Here is an 18,451-nt window from a genome sequence, read left to right as displayed (position 1 = left end):
GTAGGACGAAGCGCGTCTTGGCGGATCGAAGGCAATTAAGGCGAAGTTCGCTATGACCGGCGCACCAGGCGATAGAGGGATGCTGCGGCAATGCCGCCGGCAATTGGCGCAACGACGAAAACCCAAAGCTGACCGACTGCCCAGCCATCCGCCCAGAGGGCCGTTGCAATGGAACGTGCCGGGTTCACCGACGTATTCGTTACCGGGATGCTGATGAGGTGAATAAGAGTCAGGCTGAAGCCGATGGCCAGGGCTGCGAATCCTGGCGTTGCCCGCTTCTCCGTGACACCGAGAATGATCAGAACGAAAACCGCGGTCAAAACGAATTCGATGACCAGTGCCGAACCAACTCCAAACCCACCAGGGGAGTGATCACCGAAACCGTTCGATGCGAATCCGCTGGCACGTGCGGCCGCAAAGAAGCCCTCGGGGCCACCGGTTGCAATTGCGGCCAGCACGCTTGATGCGGCAGCGGCGCCCGCAATCTGGGCAATCACATAGGCCGGGATGTCTTTTGCGGGGAAACGCCCTGCAACAGCCATGCCGATGGTTACTGCCGGATTGAAGTGCCCACCGGAAATGTGTCCGAACGCATACGCCCCTGCCACGACGGTAAGTCCGAAGGCCAGTGACACTCCGAGGAGTCCAACGCCCAGGGTGTTTGACTTGTCCGGGAAATTTGCCGCAAATAGTGCCGTGCCAACGCCACCAAAAACCAGGATGAATGTTCCGATGGCCTCGGCGCCCAGTTTGGCAGCCAAGGTTGGCGCGGGTTCCAGGTCGTGCCGATGTGGAAGTGTTGTGGTTTTTTGGCTGACCATATTGGTCCTTTCAAACTAAAGGGCTATGTATCGCTTCGAGGGCAACCACGAAGGTGGTGGCGGAGTTGCCGGAGGTAGTGGCTGCGCTACTGCTGGCGGTGTCTTACGCGGGACCAGCTGCGTCCTCTTCGTCGTCGATACGTGACACGAAGTCCGCGGCCGCACCCTGAACGAGGTCAACCTGGCTGGCGAACTTGCCGTCTGTCTTTTCGTCCACGAAATCGCCGACTTTCTCGATTCCGTCCTGGATGGCTTCTTCGTTGCCCGCGATAAGGTCCTGGGCCTTGCCCTGCAAATCTTCAAAAAGTCCCATGGGGTATCTCTTTTCTCTGCCATTGCTCGTAAAGGGGCGGAGTTGCCCCAGCAGATAAGTCCGGTGGGGACGAGATTCGTGACGCGCTCCGACAACGATTTCGGGCTTTCATCAAGCTGTGAATGTCCCGCAGCTCGGAGAGCACTGTCCTGCAACTCGGACACACAGCCAGATGGCTCTCAGCGCGGTTCCGTTCGGAGGACCCGATGGTCTCCCTGGCGAGCCTTGCGAGTAGCCGACGGGCCTTGGCACATTTGTCTGATTCGGCAGCCCGCACATGCTGCTGCAGATAGGCGACCCTTAGTCCCTCCCGTGCCCGGATGAGCAACGAGGCAACGGCGTTTGGACTCACTCCTAGCCTTGCGGCAACCTCAGCGTGACGCATGTCCTTCAGGTCGATGCACTTCAGGACTGTTTGCCAACGTGCCGGAAGAGACCGCAGCGCTTGCATCAGCATGGTGGAGTCTTCTTTCAGCGTGGATTGTTCCGCATGCGGATGAATTGGTTCCAGCGCCCGGTCGTGCTCCAGAGCCTTGGTGCGTCGGGCCAGTTGGTTTCGGCGATGGGCCATGCGGCGGGTAACGGTCAGGACGTAGGACTTGAAGTGCTCCCGTGGTCCCGTCCCGGCCGCGAGGGCCCGGAAGATCTCCAGGAAAGCCTCGGCGACGACGTCTTCGGCATCACTTCTATTGTCGGTTTCCTTGAGGGCCACGAATGCGACCGCTTTTCGATGTCGACCGTACAGTTCATCGAAAGCCGCTGGGTCTCCGTTACGAACAAGCTCCATGAGTTCCTTGTCATCGAGCGCCGCGTAGCGGGAGAGTGCAGGCGGGACCTGTGCGAGCATGGCATTTCTTTCAGGATGGGGAAGGCAGTGGCCCCAAAACTAGGGCTGGCGTGATTGAATGCACGGCAAACGCAGGAAAAACCGGAAAGTGCTCCATCGATGCAGGATTTCGATCTGGACGAGCGCGATCTGCGCTTGTTGCATGCCCTCCAAGTGAGACCAAGGGCTTCGTGGACGTCGCTGGCGCCTATCGTGGGTGCGGACGCGGTGACCCTGGCCCGGCGGTGGACTGCTTTGCAGCAGGACGGCCTGGCGTGGATGACGTCCTATATTGGGGCCGGTACGAGGTTCGTTGGCGCCATCGTCGAAGTGGACTGCAAACCAGCTGCTCTCCCAGCCATCGTCGAGGACCTTGCCAGGATCCATGAAGTGATCAGCATCGACCAGACAGCCGGTGGACGCGACCTTGTTATCACCGTGCTCTGCCGCAGTGATCCTGAACTTTCAGCGTTCCTTGTTGACCGGATCCCTGGGGTGCCAGGCATCCGGGGTACGCGCACGCATCGAGTCATCACGTTGGTTACAGACGCGCAACGCTGGCGATTGCGTGCGTTGGGCGAGGAGGAGGTGAAGACCCTGGAACGGGCCGTTCCACTGGTGAGTCCTGCACCGTCTGCCCTACCCACAGATGTGGAAGAAAAGCTGATCCGCATGCTCTTGGTCGATGGCCGGGCTTCGGTTGCAGACATCGCTCAGTGGTTGAACATTTCGCCTGCCCGGGCAAAGAATGCCTTGTCGAACGTGTTGGGCCACCAGAGGGTCGTTGTACGGCTGGAGGTTGCAAGGACCTTCACACCTTGGCCCATTAGCGTTTGGTATTTCATGCGAGTCCCAACCACCAAGGTTGAGTCTGTCGCGGTCAGCCTTGCTGGCCTGGACGAAGTCCGCTTGGTTGTTACGACCGGTGGCCTCTACTCGTTGGTGATGTCGGTGTGGTTGAGGCAGGTGGAAGACATGACACGGTTGGAAAAGCAGCTGGGTCAACGGTTTCCCGACGTCGAGATTGTCGACCGATCCATTGTTCTTCGCACTCCCAAGCATGTGGGCAAGAGGCTCGCCCCTGACGGGAGACGGATCGTCTAGGGACGAAGCTTTGGTTCTTCCGGAGATGCCTCAAGAGGCGCAGACCATTGCTTACTGTCCTGCCCAACGACGCACCGTGCTATTGCCGAGGCCAACCAGGACGGCAGTCCACCAGCAGCTTTGGGACACAGCTGCAGCAATCATGATCCGCACCCGCAGCCGCCGGCCCAGTCCTCCAAATCGTGTCTGGGCAGGAAGGGACATCAACCTTTGCATGGCCGGACTGACGCCCAGGCCGTTCAGCATGAGCACCAGAACGCTCACAAGTTTGACGCACGTCGCCGGATTGCCAAGGTCGGGTTTGATCGTTGCTCCCGAAGCCAGCAGCAAAGCGATACCGCCCCAGATCAGAGGTCGTGCGACCGACTCGAGTTTGCCCGGTTCATGGAGTGCCACTTTGCCGAGAATCCAGAGCAGGCCGAGCCAATCAACCACCAGTATCGTGCCGAAAGCCAGCGTCAGAGCCACAACGTGAACTGCGAGACCGATGCGGTGAATTTCGGGACCAGCATCCATATATTGGCCAGTCAGTACCGAAGCCGACCACGCTCCAAAGCAGATCAACCCCAGCGGCAGCCTGCGTGTCCGCGGCAAGGCGTGCCGGCCGCTTGCCGTAGTCAACAGCTTTCGTCCCATGGAAAGTCCGTGAAATCGGCACGCTTGATGGTATTGGCTGCTTCCAGCACGCGGGTGTTGAAGGAGTGGTTCGAGTCGAGCATGTGGGGGCTTTCGGTTCGCCTGCGGATGGCGAACGCCTGCGCCCACCTCCATACAAGTGGTCAAACAGCAATATCGTGACGTCGGAACTAAGTCGAAGCTAAGTCGAAGCTAATCCGTCGCTGCTGCCGGATGCCGGCTAAGCGCATTGGGTGCGTATCGAACGTTTCGGACTGGGCATCAGTCTGCGCCCGGCCACGCATCCCGCAACTCCTCCGGCAGTTCCTCCACATACACCGTCTGCGGTGGCTCGAAGTAGATCACCAGCACCTTCTCACCCACGGGGTACACGCTGGTCTTGTCGAAGGGGCGGGCAAAGAAGGCGGAGGTACCTCCCAAGTAGGGAAGCATGACCTCGCCCAGGGTGTCCGGCCCGATGGCTCCCGTGACCCGGCCGATCTTGCCTGTGAGGCTGCGGTTGACCTCTTTATGCACCGGGCTCCTTGGCGGGAGCCGCAGTCGCGACCGGTGCCTCAGCCGGGCGGGCAGGGGACTTCCCAGGCGCTGGCCGCGTGGGTGATTCCTTGCCGCGCAACGCCGCAGCCAACGACGGCAGGAAGCTGCCCACCTGGGACAAGATCCCGCCTACCATGCTGTTCAGGCCGTCTCCGCCGTTGAGCACAGTGAGCTGCCCAATGCGTGAGAAGGGCTCGGCCGCCGCGGACACAATGGCTGGCATGTTTTCGGCGATCGGCTGGGAAATGACAGCGTCCTGGTTCGACTCCAAGGCCTCACCGCGGGCCTTGATGCCCTCGGCCTCCGCCAAAGCCTTGGCCTTCACCGCCGAGGCGGCCGCATTGCCGCGGGCCGTCGTCGCGGCAGCCTCAGCCTCACCCGTGACGCGGGTTGCGCCGGCCATCGCGGCAGCAGCGCCGGCGTTGGCTTGGGCTTCGAGTTCCACGCGTCGGGCGTTTGCCTGCGCCTCAAGTTCAGTCCGCTTGGCGAGGGCCTCGGCGGCGCTGATGTCCGCGGCTTTCTTGGCTTCGGCCTCCGTCCGCTGGGCATAGGCCTTGGCATCGGCGGGCTTTCGGACGGTGGTTTGGAGTTTCTGTTCCTCACGGTCGGCCTCAAGCTTGGCAACCTGGGTTTCCTGTACCACCACCTCCTGGCGGGCTGTCGCGTCAGCCAGCGGCCCTGCCTGGGCTGCATTTGCACGGGCCTGCTCTGCGTTGGCCTGGGCCGCAGACTGCTGGATGGAGGAGCGGCTCTGCGCATCGGCGATGAGTGCGGCTGCTTCCGCTTCCTTTTCCGCGGCCTCACGGTTCCTTGTGGCTTCGGCGATCCGGGCTTCCATCTTCACCTGCGCAATGTGCGGCTTGGCCAGGTTCTGGATGTAGCCGGTGGGGTCCTGCAGGTCCTTGATCTGCAACGAATCAACCACAAGGCCGAGCTTCTCCATCTCCACGCCGCTGGCACTGCGGACCTGTGAGGCGAGCTTGTCGCGTTCCCGGATGATCTCCTCCACGGTCATGCTGCCAATGATCGAGCGCAGGTGTCCTTCAAACACGTTGTACACCTGGCTCTCCATCTTGGGTTGCTGCCCCAGGAACCGGCGCGCAGCGTTGGCGATTAACGGGGGAGCGTCGCCGATCTTGTAGATCACCACTCCGTCCACGATCACCTGGATGCCTTGCGACGTGACACAGGAGACCTTGAGTTCGGTTTCGTTGAGCGTCAGGGCCAGGGGACGCACGGTCTGGAGTCCAGGAATCACCAGCGCTCCCTTGCCGGTGACGATCTTGAAGTCCATGCCGTCAGTGTTCTCCAGTGTTCCTCGCGTGAGGCCGGAGATGATCAGTGCCTCGTTCGGTTCCGCCACTTTCCACATGGCCTTCGTGGCGAGCCACACGAATCCGATGGCTACAACCACGCCAACGATCAAGGCAATGAGCGGGAAGAATGCTGAGAGGTCGTTCATGGACCCTGTCCCTTTCCAAAGAAACACTTAGCCGGAAGCCACAAGTGGTTGCTCGTGTACACAGTCTGGTTCCGGGGGAACAGGTAGTCCAGCAATTTTGTGCATCGGTTGTAGCGCTCGGAACAGGCGAGAGGGCATAAGAAGGCTGGTGCAACCTGGAGAGTATCCGTAGGTGGTTGCACCAGCTGCTAGTACGACTTTCAGTAGTTAGTTGTGACACCTATCCATTGGCCGCTCCTAGTTCCCGGCTTCGATGATTTTCCGGGCTTGCGAAGTCTGTGAAAACACCTCCAATTTTACGGCCGGACCACGGAAAAAGCTCCGGAGTTGGCGGCATTACCGGGAGTCTGCCGGGGGACTGGAGCCCACCGTGGCACGATAGATCACGATGAAACTGCGCGCTGATCAGACCGGAAACCGTGGCCTCCCCATGCCCCTTTGGCTGCAGGGTGGTCTGGAAGCGGCTCAGGCGGCGATCATTTCAGCCATCGTTGTGGTGTTGCCCCTGGTGGGGGTCTGGGCCACGGACGGATTCCAGAACCGCAACGTGGATGCGTTGGCCCGTCTGGCCGGCCAGGCATGGCTGCTGATCCACGGGGTTCCGCTGCACCTTGCGCAGGTCAATCTGGGCACCGCGGGCCAGCCGGGTTCGGGGTCCTTGTCCTTGATTCCCCTCGGCCTGACCCTCATTCCGTTCCTGCTGGCGTGGCGTGCGGGACGTCGCCTGGCCCGGGCCTCTTACACAGACCAGTTGTGGCAGGCATTCCTGGGCGCATGGCTCGTTTATGCAGCCTTCGGTGCTGCAACCGGGTTCGTGTGCCGGACCTCGGACGTGGTCATCAACCTGTGGCTCGCCATGTCCATCCCGCTGATCTCCTTCGGCCTGGGCCTCGTGGTGGGCGCGCGACGCGAGGCCGGTTCCTGGAGCCGCCTGATCGGCGTGGACGCCGTCAAATGGCTTGCCAAGACCAGCCAACATTCGCGCTGGGCAGGCTCGTACGTGGGCTCGGCGTTGAAGGCAGGATTCGTGGCCACCATGGCCGCGGTCGCGCTTGCCGCCGTGCTCCTGGCCGTGGATATCGTGTGGCATTGGACGGACATCATCGCCGTCTATGAAGGCTTGAAGGCGGGTGCCCTGGGCGGCGCAGTCCTCACGATCGCCCAGCTCGGTTTCCTGCCTAACCTCGTCATTTTCACACTCGCGTGGTCCTCCGGCGCGGGCTTCTCACTCGGCGTCGGCTCCACCGCGGGACCGTTGGGAACCGCCGTCGGGCCTTTGCCTGCCGTCCCCATCTTCGGTGGGCTGCCCGCCGGACAGCTCGACCTCGGCGGTATGGCCCTCGCGCTGCCGGTCGTGGCGGGGATCGTGGCCGGTTGGTGGTTCCTGCGGGAAGGCGAGAACCATTTTGACGAGTGGCTCTCCATCAAGATCAAGGCCCGCTGGTTTACGGCGGCGGTGTCCACGCTGTTCCTCGGAGCCTTCATCGGCGCCGTCGCGGGCCTGCTGAGCGCGGGTCTTGCGTGGATCGCCCGCGGTTCCGCCGGTATCGGCCGCCTGACGGACATTGGCCCCCACCCGCTGTGGACGGCAGTGTGGGTGGCCGCCGAGGTGGGTATCGGCGTCGTTATCGGTTACGCAGTGGGGCCGTGGCTGGAACGCAGCCAGAAGCTCCGCGAGGCGAACCTGGACGAAAAAGCGTACGACGACGAACACGCCTAAGCCTGGAGGCGGCCGCTTGGGTGGGGGTGCCTAGCGCAACGGCCCGGGCATCGAGTTCTCCAGGTCCGCGAGGCACTGCGATTTTGCCGTCTCGGTCAGCGCCGACCGCGCACAATCCTGGTACGTGCTCACCTGCTTGAAGAAGAGCGAGGTGGTGAGGATCAGCAGGCACATGATCGCCGAGACCACCAAGCCGGAGATGGTTCCGAAGAGCACGATCTTGGAGTGCTTGTACTTCAAGGCCCGCACCAGGACCACGATTCCCAAGGCAACGCTGGCGACGGTGAGGATGGCGCTGAGCCACACGTAGTTCACGTTCAGGGAGAAGACGAAGAACGATCCCAAGGCCGACAGGAGGAACGCTCGGAACAGCACCTGCGTCCGCCCAAATGCGGACTTTTCCGCCCCGGCGCGGGACTTGGGACTCTGCCGGGGATCGACGTCGGGATTCATGTTTTCCAGCCTACGCGAGCCGCCCATAAGCTAGTGCAATGCGCATTGTTGTCCTCGTGTCCGGTACTGGTTCAAATCTGCAGGCTGTCATTGACGCCGTGAAGTCGGGTGAACTGGATGTGGAGATCGCCGCCGTGGGCGCGGACCGGCCGGACACCTACGGCGTTGAGCGCTCGGACGAGGCAGGCATCGAGACCTTCGTGGTCAACTTCAATTCGTTCGAAACCCGTGCCGAATGGGATGCGGCGTTGCGGGACAAGGTGCTCTCCTACAGCCCGGACGTGGTGGTTTCCTCGGGCTTTATGCGCATTGTCAGCGCGGACTTCATCGATGCTTTTGGCGGCAAGTACGTCAACACCCACCCCGCGCTGTTGCCTTCCTTCCCCGGTGCCCATGGTGTCCGCGACGCCATGGCGTACGGCGTGAAGGTCACCGGCTGCACGGTCCACTGGGCCGACGCCGGAGTGGACACGGGGCCGATCATCGCCCAGGAAGCCGTGGTCATTGAGCCGGCTGACACCGAGGAAACCCTGCACGAGCGCATCAAGGTAGTTGAGCGCCGGCTCCTGGTCCAGACCCTGGCCAACCTCGCCGCCGCGCCCAACTAGGGGACAGTAAACGTCGCACTGAGGGCTCAGAGGAACGTTTGCTGTCCCCTAGTTGGGCGATCGGGCCAGGAGCCTGTGGATAACGTCACGCGCCGGTAGTCATTTTGCCAGCATGGGCTCATGAAGATCCCACGGCCGCTACCGGCAAACCTGGCTTCCAACCCCTTCACCAGGCAGGAAGCGCTCGACGCCGGTGTCACAGTGGGGCGTTTACGTTACCGGGATCTGGACTCGCCAAGCCGTCAAATCTTCATTCCCCGATCCGCTGACGAGCGTCCACTGGCGGAGCGTACCCGGCCGTTGACCCTTGTCACACCATTTTCGGCAGCCTCGCACGCAACAGCGTTCCTGCTCTGGGAGTTTCCGGGATTCCTGCCCGGAAGCCATATGCCCGGGATCCACATTTCGCGGCCTGACACGATGGGAAGGGTACGGAGGCGGGGCGTCATCGCCCACAAGGGACAGTTTTTCGAGGACGAGATCATCACACTGAATGGCCTGTACATCACGAGCCGTGCCCGCACCTGGCTCGACTGTGCCCGGAAGATGGACATCGACGAGATCACCGTCGTGGCCGATCATCTGATCCGCGTTCCGCGGCCGGAGTTCGAGGGGCGCACTGCACCGTATTGCACTCTCGCCGATCTTGAGGACATGCTGGATCGCCACTGGGGGACACCCGGAGTCCGCAAAGCCCGCCTGGCTTTGGAGCAGGCCCGCGTCGGCGCCGACTCCGCGCCGGAAACGCGATTGAGGCTGGCACTGGGTCGGGCCGGGCTGCCCACAGCGGGTGTCAACGTGCGCACGGAACTGGGTCCCGGCGTCGTACGTCAACCTGACCTGGGGTACCGCGAGTGGCGCGTTGCAGTCGACTACGAGGGTGAGGGGCACTCGGACCGCGAACAGATCGCCCGGGACATCGCGAAGGAAGAGGACTTCAGCCGTGCTGGATGGACCCTGGTGAGGATTTCCAAGCGCCATATGTCCACCGACGCAACAACCGCTGTACGAAAAGTGCGGCGCGCGCTTGAGGAACACGGCTGGACACCCAAGTAGGGGACAGCAAACGTTCTAGCCAAGCTCCAGAGGAACGTTTGCTGTCCCCTAGTTGGGTAAGCGGGTTACGAGAGGACGCGCTGCTTTGTTTCCGGGGCGAAGAACGCCATCCACAGCACGGAGAGCAGCACCAGCCCACCCGCCAGGGCGAAGGACGTAGCCAACCCGAATTCCGGCCAGAAGAACGAGGCAAACACCAGCGGCCCGAAGCCAGCGCCGATGCGGGAGAACGTCGACGCCCAGCCAAATCCGGACCCGCGGAGCTCGGTGGGGTACAGCTCGGACACGTAGGCGTAGAGGACCGGGATGGCCACCTGGACCACAAAGCCGAACACGAGCAGCCAGATCACTGCGGCCGAGGGAATGTCCACCACGAACGCCACGATCACCAGCGTCACCGCAGACAACGGACCAGTGATGGCCAGGATCCATTTGCGGCCCACACGCTCCACCAACAGGGCGGCGACAATAACCCCCAAAAGCCCGACGGCGGCCATGCCGGCTGTGGTGACAAAGGCCTTGTACTCCTCGAACCCGGCACCGATGAGAATGCGTGGCATCCACGTGAGGGACAGGTAGTAGACCAAGAGGACGGAGAAGAACAAGGCCCACGCTGCCGTGGTGATCTTCCAGTTGAACGTCCAGATCCGGCGGAGCTGACCCCACGCGCTGCCAGCCGAGAGCCGCGGAGCGTCCTGCGGTTCGGGCAGGCTGTAAGCGCGGGCAGGAGCACCGGTTGCTTCAACCAATCCGTCTATCACAGCGGCGGCCTCCACGCGCCGACCCTTCCGAATCAGGAACAACGGCGACTCCGGGACCGAACGGCGGACCCAGAACACCAGGAACGCGGGAATCACCATGACAAGCATCGTCAGGCGCCAATCCCCGTACAAAGCAACCAGCCCGGCCGAAACAAAGCCGCACAGGGCCGCGCCCACGGGCCACCAACCGTCCATGGCTGTGAGCACCTTGCCGCGTTGCTTCCGGGGCGTGAACTCACCCACCAACGCATAGTCCACGGGGATGCAGCCGCCCAGGCCGAACCCTGCCATGAACCGGAAGATGCAGAACCACACGATGTCCGGAGCCAGCGCACCCAGCACGGTGAAGATGCTGAAGATCAGGAGCGTCGCGGTGAAGGCCTTCTTGCGTCCGATCGTGTCCGCGATGGTGCCCCACGCGAAGGCACCCACGGCCATGCCGATCAGGTTGGCGGTGCCGATCCAGGCTGCGTCGGCTGGCTGCAGCGACCAATGCTTGGAGAGCAGCGGAATGAGGATGCCGTTGAGCGTCACATCCCACGCGTCGAACATGAAGCCGAGGCCACCGATCAGGAAGATCTTGCCTTGGACCTTCCACCGCCACGGCAGTTCCTGCACCACTTGTTCGCCGCTGGGCACGGTTGTGTATGTATTCATCAAGGCCTCCTACCTGCAACTCTAGGCGCTCGGCCAGACACTGTTACTTCTGGTTGTTGATGGCCCTCCGGAGGAAGCCACCAGCCTCCTCCAGCGCACCGTTCGCTGCCGCCGGATCGAGCCCGGTCAGCACCACCAGGATGGCCGCCTTCACCGAACCACCAACCGAGTCCAGCGCCGCAGCCGCCTCGTGAGCCGAAACACCCGTTGCGTGTTGCACCGTTCGCTGCGACCGCGCCTGAAGCTTCTCATTCGTGGCGCGCAGGTCCACCATCAGGTTCCCGTAGGTCTTGCCGAGCTTCACCATCACCAGCGTGCTGATCATGTTGAGGACAAGTTTCTGCGCGGTGCCCGAATTGAGCCGCGTGGAACCGGCGATGAACTCCGGACCCACCACCACCTCGATCGCCACGTTCGCCAGATGACTCACGGCCGAGCCTTTGTTGCACGCCAGCGACGCCGTAAACGCACCCTTCTTCCGGGCCTCCTCCAGCGCACCGATCACGTACGGCGTCCTCCCGGACGCGGTGATACCCACGACGGCGTCCGCTTCCGTCACGTTAATATCGTGCAGGTCCCGCGCGCCCGCGGTCGCGTTGTCCTCGGCGTACTCCACCGGTTTCTGGATGGCTTGCGTGCCGCCCGCGATCAGCCCGACGACGAGTCCCGGCGGAGTGCCGAACGTCGGCGGGCACTCGCTCGCGTCAAGCACACCCAGCCGCCCGGCCGTCCCGGCTCCCACATACAAAAGCCGACCGCCGCGCTGCAGTCGCTCCGCAACGGCGTCGACCGTTCGGACAATCGCCGCACTGGCGTCTGCGACGGCGGCATGCACGCCCGCGCTGTGGGAGAGCATGGCTTCCACGAGTTCGTCGGTACCCAGGATGTCCAGGTCATTCAGGTTCTCTGCGGCGGCTTCCGTCTGCAGGCCGGCGAGTTCCGTGCGGAGAGCGGCGAGTTTGTCAGCGTCAGTCGGGCCAGTTTGTTCCGTCACGGTGGATGTACCTTTCCTGGAGGAGCCCGCGGCGCGTCGCAGCGAGGGCGGCACCGTCCAGGCCATCGCCGAGCGGGGCCACCATCTCAATCCCAGCCGAAGCGAGGGACTTCTGCAAGAGTCCCGAGAAGAACCCAGAAGCGGCCACTCCGCCCAGGACGGCCACCCGCGGTTTGCCGCTTGCGTCGCCGGACGCGGCCAGTTTGACGGTGCTGGTCAGGATCGCGCAGGCGTCGTCAACGATGTGATGTGCGACGGCGTCACCCGCCTCCGCGGCGTGCAGAACCAGCGGCGCGAACCGGGCCATCGCCCGGTAGGGGTTCTCTTGTTCGGCGAGCCAACCCGGGAGGTGCTCAGGCGACTCGACCAGAGCGCCCGCCGCAGCGGAGAGCGACGTGGCGGTGCCGCCGTCGTGCGCTTGCAGAACTGCTTGAAGACCCTGCTGGCCCATCCAGCGGCCGCTGCCGTGATCGCCAAGATAGGGACCCCAGCCGTCGGCACGGTGCAGGACGCCGGCTTCGTCGAAACGGAAGGCGACCGCACCCGTCCCCACAATCAAGCTGATGCCCGGTGCTCCCTGGAGTGCGCCGAGGTGGGCGGCGGTTGCATCCGAGAGGACGGCCGCGGGGACACCGAAGTGCTGGGCCAACATGGTCGCGAGCTCCCGCGACTTCTCCGCCGATGCCTCGACTCCGGCAACTGCTGCCCCGACGCCCGTCAACGTGCTCACAGGCAGGCCGGGCGGGAGCGTCGCGATGGTCTCGAGCAGAAGGTCGAAAGCCAAGGTGGGCCCGTTGTCGATGTGGACGCCCGGGAAGCCGTGTTGGTCCGCAGCACCGAGCAACTCATCGCCGGCCCGCAGTTCCACCCGGCAACGGCTCTTCCCAACATCGGCAACAAGAACGACGTCCGTGGCATCCATGGCTCAACCCTATGTTGGAGGACGCAAAACCAGCCATGCAGCGAAACACGATAAACTGCCCATATCCCCACCGACCCGCGATATCTACGCGAACTAAGACGGAGACTTTTGTGAGCTTGACGCAGCTTGACCGTGTTCCCATCCGCCGTGCACTGATCTCGGTTTACGACAAGACGGGACTGGAGGAGCTCGCGAAGGGCCTGCACGCAGCCGGCGTCGCCATTGTTTCCACCGGCTCCACCGCCAAGAAGATCGCCGCCGCAGGCATCCCGGTCAAGGAAGTCGAAGAAGTCACCGGCTCCCCGGAAATGCTCGACGGCCGCGTCAAGACCCTGCACCCGCGTGTGCACGGCGGCATCCTCGCCGACCGCCGCGTGGAAGCACACATGGAAACCCTGGCCGGCATGGAGATCGAAACGTTCGACCTCGTGGTGGTAAACCTGTACCCGTTCGTCGAGACCGTGAAGTCCGGCGCCGCGCAGGACGACGTTGTTGAGCAGATCGACATCGGAGGCCCCGCCATGGTGCGTTCGGCCGCGAAGAACCACGCCGCCGTCGCCATCGTTACGGACCCCAACTTCTACGGCGCCGTTGTGGACGCCGCAGCTCACGGCGGATTCGACCTGAACACCCGCCGCCGCCTGGCCGCCAAGGCCTTCGCGCACACGGCCAGCTATGACAACGCTGTTGCCTCCTGGACTGCCAGCCAGTTCCTGGACGAAGACGGCGACGGCGTCATCGACTGGCCTGCCTACGCCGGCCTGGCCCTGGAGCGGTCCGAGGTTCTCCGCTACGGCGAAAACCCGCACCAGCAGGCTGCCCTCTACGTGGACAAGGCTGCTCCGGCAGGCATCGCCCAGGCTGACCAGCTGCACGGCAAGGCCATGAGCTACAACAACTTCGTCGACGCCGACGCTGCCCTCCGCGCCGCGTTCGACTTCGCCGAGCCCGCTGTCGCGATCATCAAGCACGCCAACCCGTGCGGCGTTGCCGTTGGTTCCGCTGATGCCGCCGACCCGATCGCCGACGCCCACGCCAAGGCCCACGCCTGCGATCCCGTCTCCGCGTTCGGTGGCGTCATCGCTGCCAACCGCACCGTCACCGCAGGCATGGCCCGCACGGTTGCCGACATCTTCACCGAGGTTGTCATCGCTCCGGACTTTGAGCCGGAAGCCGTGGAGATCCTCTCCAAGAAGAAGAACATCCGCCTCCTTGCCTTGCCGGAGGGCTACGGCCGCTACGCATCCGAGATGCGCCAGGTGTCCGGTGGTGTCCTGGTCCAGATGAGCGACAAGGTGGACGCCGACGGCGACAACCCCGCCAACTGGAGCCTCGCAGCCGGCGAAGCCGCCGACGCGAAGACACTGGCGGACCTCGCCTTCGCCTGGACCGCCTGCCGCGCAGCCAAGTCCAACGCGATCCTTCTCGCCGACAACGGTGCCGCAGTCGGCATCGGCATGGGCCAGGTCAACCGCCTCGACTCCTGCAAGTTGGCTGTCGAGCGCGCCAACACGCTGGGCGTCCAGGTGGAGTCCGACGTCGATGGCGCCGGCGGTGCCTCCAACGCCAGCGGTGCCAACGCGCCTGAGCGCGCACGCGGTGCCGTGGCAGCATCGGACGCGTTCTTCCCGTTCGCCGACGGCCTGCAGATCCTGATCGACGCCGGTGTCCGCGCAGTGGTCCAGCCCGGTGGCTCGGTCCGCGATGAGGAAGTCATTGCCGCAGCTAACGCCGCAGGCATCACGATGTACTTCACTGGCGCACGGCACTTCTTCCACTAAGAACCCCGCGCCCAGGCGCGTAGCAGCCCAACGCAACGGCGGCCGTCCCTCGAAAGGGACGGCCGCCGTCGTATTTAACAGGGACTTGCTACAAAGAAGCCGTTACGAAGCCGCAGCGGTGGTGTAGGTGGACTGGATCACGGAACCCCAGTACGGGCCGTACATGGTGGTGGAGTTGCTGCCGTAGCCGTAGGAGTTGACCGAGTTCTGGTATCCGGTGGAGCTGTTGCCGATGAACCACGGACCACCCGAGGAGCCGCCGGTCATGTTGCAGGGGATGCCCTGGGTATTGAACTGCGGGTTGTAGGGATCGTTGGTGGCCGTGCCGGAGCAGCTCTTAAGCGATTCGCCGTTGAACGGAGGAGCGGCCGGGTAGCCGAAGGATTTGTAGCTCAGGCCGCGGGCAGCGTTGAACTGGACGCCTGAGGAGCCAACAACGTCAGCAAGCTTTTGGCCGTTGAGGGTGTTGACCACGGCAAACGCCGTGTCGTACTGCATGTTGCCGCTGGAGGCCCACTGGGTGGGGGAGTACAGCGCCTTTGCCGTCCACTTCCCGTAAGGTGCGGAGCCGTTGAGGTAGGCCGGAACGAACACGAAGTTGGTGGCGTACGCGCCCGGGCCTTCGTTGACGCAGTGCCCTGCGGTGGACACCGTGCTCTTGTTGGCTGCGGTGACGGAGTTACCGGAGCAGACGTAGTTGGAGCCGCCGAGCGTGAAGAAGATCTTGCCGATGTGCTTGACCGGCGATTCGCTCTGGTTGACCTTCAGGTTGATGGCCTTGGAGTCGGTGGAGGCCTGCTGGCCTTCGATGCTGGTGACGGCGCCCGGGGCTTCGGTGACCGGGGCTTTGCCGAGGTTGAGCAAACCGGTGCGCTGCAGTGCCTTGGCGGCGAGGACGTCGCCGTTCTTGGCGCTCTTCATGCGTTCCGGGGTCCAGTAGTCTGCGGCGCCGGCGTCCTGCGTCACATGGCTGCTGACCGCAGCACCGCTTGAGTCGATGTCCTTGACGGGGGCCGCGTTTGCACTGGTGGTGCCAACCAGCGCAAGGATCGCGGCAGCGGACAGACTCAACAGGCTTGTGGCCAGGGTCTTGGTTTTTGTCACGTTGTTCCTACCTAATCGAGGGAGTGAGGCGGCCAGTGATGGCGACCGCCGACTGACGGAATCGAAGCTACCTGCCGTATGACAAGTTTGTAAAGAGATGTTTCAGACTTTGTGATATTTTGCTGTCAGTTTCTTGATGGGCCCCGGGAGAGGAGTACGACGGCGGTGCGTCACCCCCGGCGGCCAGGCCGCCGTCGGGCTTTTGGGCGCCCGGGAAGCGCGTGCGAAGCGGCTGTGAAAGCGGTAACGCAAGGCGTGATCCCGGACACGAAGAGCCCTCAAATCGGCGTGCTCGGGTAAGTTAGAGATGTTGAAATCTGCAGACTTTCAGGGAGAACCCCGCCAATGGCCAAGATTATCTATACCCACACAGACGAAGCGCCCATGCTGGCAACCTACTCGTTCCTGCCGGTTGTGGAAGCGTACGCCTCGACCGCAGGTGTGGAGGTCGAAACCCGCGACATTTCGCTGGCCGGCCGCATCATCGCCGTGTTCGGCGATTTCCTGACTGAAGACCAGCGCACGGGCAACGCCCTGGCTGAACTCGGCGAACTGGCAAAGCAGCCGGAAGCCAACATCATCAAGCTGCCCAACATCAGCGCCTCCGTTCCGCAGCTCAAGGCCGCCATCGCCGAGCTCCAGGCCCAGGGCTACGCCCTCCCGGACTACCCGGACAACCCCTCCTCGGACACTGAGACGGACATCCGCTCGCGCTACGACAAGATCAAGGGCTCCGCTGTGAACCCGGTGCTGCGTGAAGGCAACTCGGACCGCCGCGCACCCCTGTCGGTGAAGAACTACGCCCGCCAGAACCCGCACTCCATGGGTGCCTGGACCGCGGACTCCAAGACCAACGTTGCCACCATGGGCCAGAACGACTTCCGCTCCAACGAGAAGTCCGTGGTCATCGAAGCCGATGACGCCCTGAGCATCCAACTGGTCCGCGAAGACGGTACGGTCAAGGTCCTCAAGAAGGACTTCCCCGTGCTTGCCGGTGAAGTTGTGGACGGCACCGTCCTGCGCGCAGCGGCCCTGGACGAGTTCCTCGCAGCACAGGTTGCCCGCGCCAAGGAAGAGGGCATCCTCTTCTCCGCACACCTGAAGGCCACCATGATGAAGGTCTCGGACCCCATCATCTTCGGCCACGTGGTTAAGGCCTACTTCTCCGAGCTCTTCGACACCTACGGCAAGCAGCTCGCCGCAGCCGGCATCAGCCCGAACAACGGCCTCGCCGCCATCCTCAACGGCTTGGAAGACCTGCCGGAGGACGTCCGCGAAGGCGTCAAGGCAGCCATCACCAAGGGCCTCGAAGACGGTCCCGCGCTGGCCATGGTTGACTCGGACAAGGGCATCACCAGCCTGCACGTTCCCTCGGACATCATCGTGGACGCCTCCATGCCCGCCATGATCCGTACCTCCGGCCACATGTGGGGCCCGGACGGCAAGGAAGCCGACACCCTGGCAGTCCTCCCGGACAGCTCCTACGCCGGTGTGTACCAGGTTGTCATCGACGATTGCCGTGCCAACGGTGCCTTCGATCCCACCACCATGGGCACCGTTCCCAACGTCGGCCTCATGGCACAGGCAGCCGAAGAATACGGCAGCCACGACAAGACGTTCGAGATCGAAGCTGCCGGCACGGTCCAGCTCGTGAACCGCGCAGGCACCGTCCTGATCGAACACCAGGTTTCCCCGGGTGACATCTGGCGCGCATGCCAGACCAAGGATGTCCCCATCCGCGACTGGGTCAAGCTGGCCGTCACCCGCGCCCGTGCCTCCCAGACCCCGGCCGTTTTCTGGCTGGACAAGGGCCGCGCCCATGACGCCAACCTGATCGCCAAGGTCAACGAATACCTGAAGGACCACGACACCGAGGGCCTGCAGATCGAGATCCTCTCCCCGGTTGAGGCCACGGCCTTCACCCTGGAGCGCATCCGCAAGGGCCAGGACACCATCTCCGTTACCGGCAACGTGCTCCGCGACTACCTGACGGACCTGTTCCCCATCCTTGAGCTGGGCACCAGCGCCAAGATGCTCTCGATCGTTCCGCTCATCAACGGTGGCGGCCTGTTCGAGACCGGCGCCGGTGGATCTGCTCCGAAGCACGTCCAGCAGCTGGTCAAGGAAAACCACCTGCGTTGGGACAGCCTGGGTGAGTTCCTCGCCCTGGCCGTCAGCTTCGAGCACCTTGCCACCACCACCGGCAACGCCCGCGCCCAGGTCCTCGCCGACACGCTGGACCGCGCCACGGGTACGTTCCTCCTGGAGAACAAGTCCCCGCGCCGCAGCGTTGGCGAGTTGGACAACCGTGGAAGCCACTTCTACCTGGCCATGTACTGGGCCCAGGAACTGGCCAAGCAGACGTCCGACGCTGAGCTGGCTTCCGCCTTCGCTTCGATTGCCGACGCTCTGACCTCCAACGAAGAGGCAATCGTTGGTGAGCTTGCCGCAGTGCAGGGTCCCGCCGTCGAGCTGGGCGGTTACTACCGTCCGGACGCCGCCAAGGCCGCTGAGATCATGCGCCCGTCGGCCACGTTCAACAAGGTCCTCGCGACGCTGAAGTAAAGTCCCAACTGACTCGCAGTTGTTGTTGTTTTGAGTGGGCGGTTTCTAGCGGTTATCGCAACAGGAAGGTTCTGATCATCTCATTTGGGGTGCAGAAGTCGAATCGTTGGCGGGGTCTGTCGTTGAGTTCG

17 protein-coding genes are annotated in these 18,451 nt (G+C 63.3%); 6 read left to right on the top strand and 11 right to left on the bottom strand.

The window, feature by feature from the left end; all coding sequences use genetic code 11:
* Window positions 1-50 precede the first annotated feature (50 nt).
* The 3 genes from aqpZ to ACIQTZ_RS19525 form a co-directional block, all read right to left on the bottom strand.
* The gene (gene aqpZ, locus ACIQTZ_RS19535) at window positions 51-821 is read right to left on the bottom strand and encodes an aquaporin Z (protein ID WP_402983010.1); all 771 of its coding nucleotides are present in this window, start codon (window positions 819-821) and stop codon (window positions 51-53) included.
* A 103-nt stretch (window positions 822-924) separates the two neighbouring features.
* A complete protein-coding gene (locus tag ACIQTZ_RS19530) occupies window positions 925-1,134 on the bottom strand; it encodes an antitoxin (protein WP_402983007.1) in 210 nt (69 codons plus the stop codon).
* The gene (locus tag ACIQTZ_RS19525) at window positions 1,121-1,921 is read right to left on the bottom strand and encodes an RNA polymerase sigma factor (protein ID WP_402983171.1); all 801 of its coding nucleotides are present in this window, start codon (window positions 1,919-1,921) and stop codon (window positions 1,121-1,123) included. The genes ACIQTZ_RS19530 and ACIQTZ_RS19525 overlap by 14 nt, the downstream gene beginning before the upstream one ends.
* Window positions 1,922-2,080: 159 nt before the next feature.
* On the opposite strand from ACIQTZ_RS19525, the gene ACIQTZ_RS19520 reads away from it, so the two are divergent.
* Complete coding sequence (locus ACIQTZ_RS19520; protein ID WP_402983004.1) at window positions 2,081-3,064, top strand: Lrp/AsnC family transcriptional regulator; 984 nt, start codon at window positions 2,081-2,083, stop codon at window positions 3,062-3,064.
* A gap of 51 nt (window positions 3,065-3,115) precedes the next feature.
* On the opposite strand, the gene ACIQTZ_RS19515 is transcribed toward ACIQTZ_RS19520, so the two are convergent.
* From ACIQTZ_RS19515 to ACIQTZ_RS19505, 3 genes are all read right to left on the bottom strand, one after another.
* A complete protein-coding gene (locus ACIQTZ_RS19515; RefSeq protein ID WP_402983001.1) occupies window positions 3,116-3,700 on the bottom strand; it encodes a hypothetical protein in 585 nt (194 codons plus the stop codon).
* A gap of 261 nt (window positions 3,701-3,961) precedes the next feature.
* Window positions 3,962-4,216, bottom strand: coding sequence for a hypothetical protein (locus ACIQTZ_RS19510; protein ID WP_402947162.1), 255 nt, complete (start codon window positions 4,214-4,216; stop codon window positions 3,962-3,964).
* Window positions 4,209-5,699, bottom strand: a complete 1,491-nt coding sequence (locus tag ACIQTZ_RS19505) for a flotillin family protein (protein ID WP_402982998.1) — start codon at window positions 5,697-5,699, stop codon at window positions 4,209-4,211. Before ACIQTZ_RS19505 ends, ACIQTZ_RS19510 begins: the two co-directional genes overlap by 8 nt.
* A gap of 388 nt (window positions 5,700-6,087) precedes the next feature.
* Here ACIQTZ_RS19505 and ACIQTZ_RS19500 point away from each other — a divergent pair, with 388 nt between their 5' ends.
* Entirely contained in the window at window positions 6,088-7,419 is a 1,332-nt protein-coding gene (locus tag ACIQTZ_RS19500; protein WP_402982995.1) for a DUF6350 family protein, read from the top strand.
* 30 nt (window positions 7,420-7,449) lie between these two features.
* On the opposite strand, the gene ACIQTZ_RS19495 is transcribed toward ACIQTZ_RS19500, so the two are convergent.
* Window positions 7,450-7,899, bottom strand: a complete 450-nt coding sequence (locus ACIQTZ_RS19495) for a hypothetical protein (RefSeq protein ID WP_402982992.1) — start codon at window positions 7,897-7,899, stop codon at window positions 7,450-7,452.
* Between the two features lie 11 nt (window positions 7,900-7,910).
* Here ACIQTZ_RS19495 and purN point away from each other — a divergent pair, with 11 nt between their 5' ends.
* Window positions 7,911-8,480 carry a phosphoribosylglycinamide formyltransferase gene (gene purN, locus ACIQTZ_RS19490; RefSeq protein WP_402982989.1) on the top strand — a complete coding sequence of 190 codons (570 nt, stop codon included), beginning with the start codon at window positions 7,911-7,913 and terminating at the stop codon, window positions 8,478-8,480.
* A 120-nt stretch (window positions 8,481-8,600) separates the two neighbouring features.
* On the top strand, window positions 8,601-9,536 hold the full coding sequence (locus ACIQTZ_RS19485; protein WP_402982986.1) for an endonuclease domain-containing protein: 936 nt from the start codon (window positions 8,601-8,603) through the stop codon (window positions 9,534-9,536).
* 65 nt (window positions 9,537-9,601) lie between these two features.
* On the opposite strand, the gene ACIQTZ_RS19480 is transcribed toward ACIQTZ_RS19485, so the two are convergent.
* The 3 genes from ACIQTZ_RS19480 to ACIQTZ_RS19470 are packed head-to-tail and all read right to left on the bottom strand — an operon-like array spanning window position 9,602 to window position 12,870.
* Window positions 9,602-10,954 carry an MFS transporter gene (locus ACIQTZ_RS19480; protein WP_400337497.1) on the bottom strand — a complete coding sequence of 451 codons (1,353 nt, stop codon included), beginning with the start codon at window positions 10,952-10,954 and terminating at the stop codon, window positions 9,602-9,604.
* A 43-nt stretch (window positions 10,955-10,997) separates the two neighbouring features.
* Entirely contained in the window at window positions 10,998-11,948 is a 951-nt protein-coding gene (gene murQ, locus ACIQTZ_RS19475; RefSeq protein WP_402982983.1) for an N-acetylmuramic acid 6-phosphate etherase, read from the bottom strand.
* Window positions 11,923-12,870 (bottom strand): N-acetylglucosamine kinase, encoded by a 948-nt coding sequence (locus tag ACIQTZ_RS19470; RefSeq protein WP_402982980.1) that lies wholly within the window; start codon window positions 12,868-12,870, stop codon window positions 11,923-11,925. Before ACIQTZ_RS19470 ends, murQ begins: the two co-directional genes overlap by 26 nt.
* A 110-nt stretch (window positions 12,871-12,980) precedes the next feature.
* Between ACIQTZ_RS19470 and purH the strand changes: the two genes are divergently transcribed.
* Entirely contained in the window at window positions 12,981-14,651 is a 1,671-nt protein-coding gene (purH, locus tag ACIQTZ_RS19465; protein ID WP_402982977.1) for a bifunctional phosphoribosylaminoimidazolecarboxamide formyltransferase/IMP cyclohydrolase, read from the top strand.
* A 102-nt stretch (window positions 14,652-14,753) separates the two neighbouring features.
* On the opposite strand, the gene ACIQTZ_RS19460 is transcribed toward purH, so the two are convergent.
* Window positions 14,754-15,755, bottom strand: a complete 1,002-nt coding sequence (locus tag ACIQTZ_RS19460; protein ID WP_402982974.1) for a trypsin-like serine peptidase — start codon at window positions 15,753-15,755, stop codon at window positions 14,754-14,756.
* 345 nt (window positions 15,756-16,100) lie between these two features.
* Between ACIQTZ_RS19460 and ACIQTZ_RS19455 the strand changes: the two genes are divergently transcribed.
* Window positions 16,101-18,320, top strand: a complete 2,220-nt coding sequence (locus ACIQTZ_RS19455; protein ID WP_400270424.1) for an NADP-dependent isocitrate dehydrogenase — start codon at window positions 16,101-16,103, stop codon at window positions 18,318-18,320.
* Window positions 18,321-18,451 lie beyond the last annotated feature (131 nt).

This window comes from Paenarthrobacter sp. NPDC090520 (assembly GCF_044769205.1).
GTDB lineage: Bacteria > Actinomycetota > Actinomycetes > Actinomycetales > Micrococcaceae > Arthrobacter.
The sequence above is the reverse complement of the archived record's forward strand: the minus strand, read 5'-3'. Positions and strand labels throughout refer to the sequence as shown.

Excerpts from the sequence above, each read along its gene's own strand:
- aqpZ (WP_402983010.1), bottom strand. The coding sequence starts at position 821 with ATGGTCAGCCAAAAAACCACAACACTTCCACATCGGCACGACCTGGAA.
- ACIQTZ_RS19530 (WP_402983007.1), bottom strand. The coding sequence starts at position 1,134 with ATGGGACTTTTTGAAGATTTGCAGGGCAAGGCCCAGGACCTTATCGCG.
- ACIQTZ_RS19525 (WP_402983171.1), bottom strand. The coding sequence starts at position 1,921 with ATGGAGCTTGTTCGTAACGGAGACCCAGCGGCTTTCGATGAACTGTAC.
- ACIQTZ_RS19520 (WP_402983004.1), top strand. The coding sequence starts at position 2,081 with ATGCAGGATTTCGATCTGGACGAGCGCGATCTGCGCTTGTTGCATGCC.
- ACIQTZ_RS19515 (WP_402983001.1), bottom strand. The coding sequence starts at position 3,700 with ATGGGACGAAAGCTGTTGACTACGGCAAGCGGCCGGCACGCCTTGCCG.
- ACIQTZ_RS19505 (WP_402982998.1), bottom strand. The coding sequence starts at position 5,699 with ATGAACGACCTCTCAGCATTCTTCCCGCTCATTGCCTTGATCGTTGGC.
- ACIQTZ_RS19500 (WP_402982995.1), top strand. The coding sequence starts at position 6,088 with ATGAAACTGCGCGCTGATCAGACCGGAAACCGTGGCCTCCCCATGCCC.
- ACIQTZ_RS19495 (WP_402982992.1), bottom strand. The coding sequence starts at position 7,899 with ATGGGCGGCTCGCGTAGGCTGGAAAACATGAATCCCGACGTCGATCCC.
- purN (WP_402982989.1), top strand. The coding sequence starts at position 7,911 with ATGCGCATTGTTGTCCTCGTGTCCGGTACTGGTTCAAATCTGCAGGCT.
- ACIQTZ_RS19485 (WP_402982986.1), top strand. The coding sequence starts at position 8,601 with ATGAAGATCCCACGGCCGCTACCGGCAAACCTGGCTTCCAACCCCTTC.
- ACIQTZ_RS19480 (WP_400337497.1), bottom strand. The coding sequence starts at position 10,954 with ATGAATACATACACAACCGTGCCCAGCGGCGAACAAGTGGTGCAGGAA.
- ACIQTZ_RS19470 (WP_402982980.1), bottom strand. The coding sequence starts at position 12,870 with ATGGATGCCACGGACGTCGTTCTTGTTGCCGATGTTGGGAAGAGCCGT.
- ACIQTZ_RS19455 (WP_400270424.1), top strand. The coding sequence starts at position 16,101 with ATGGCCAAGATTATCTATACCCACACAGACGAAGCGCCCATGCTGGCA.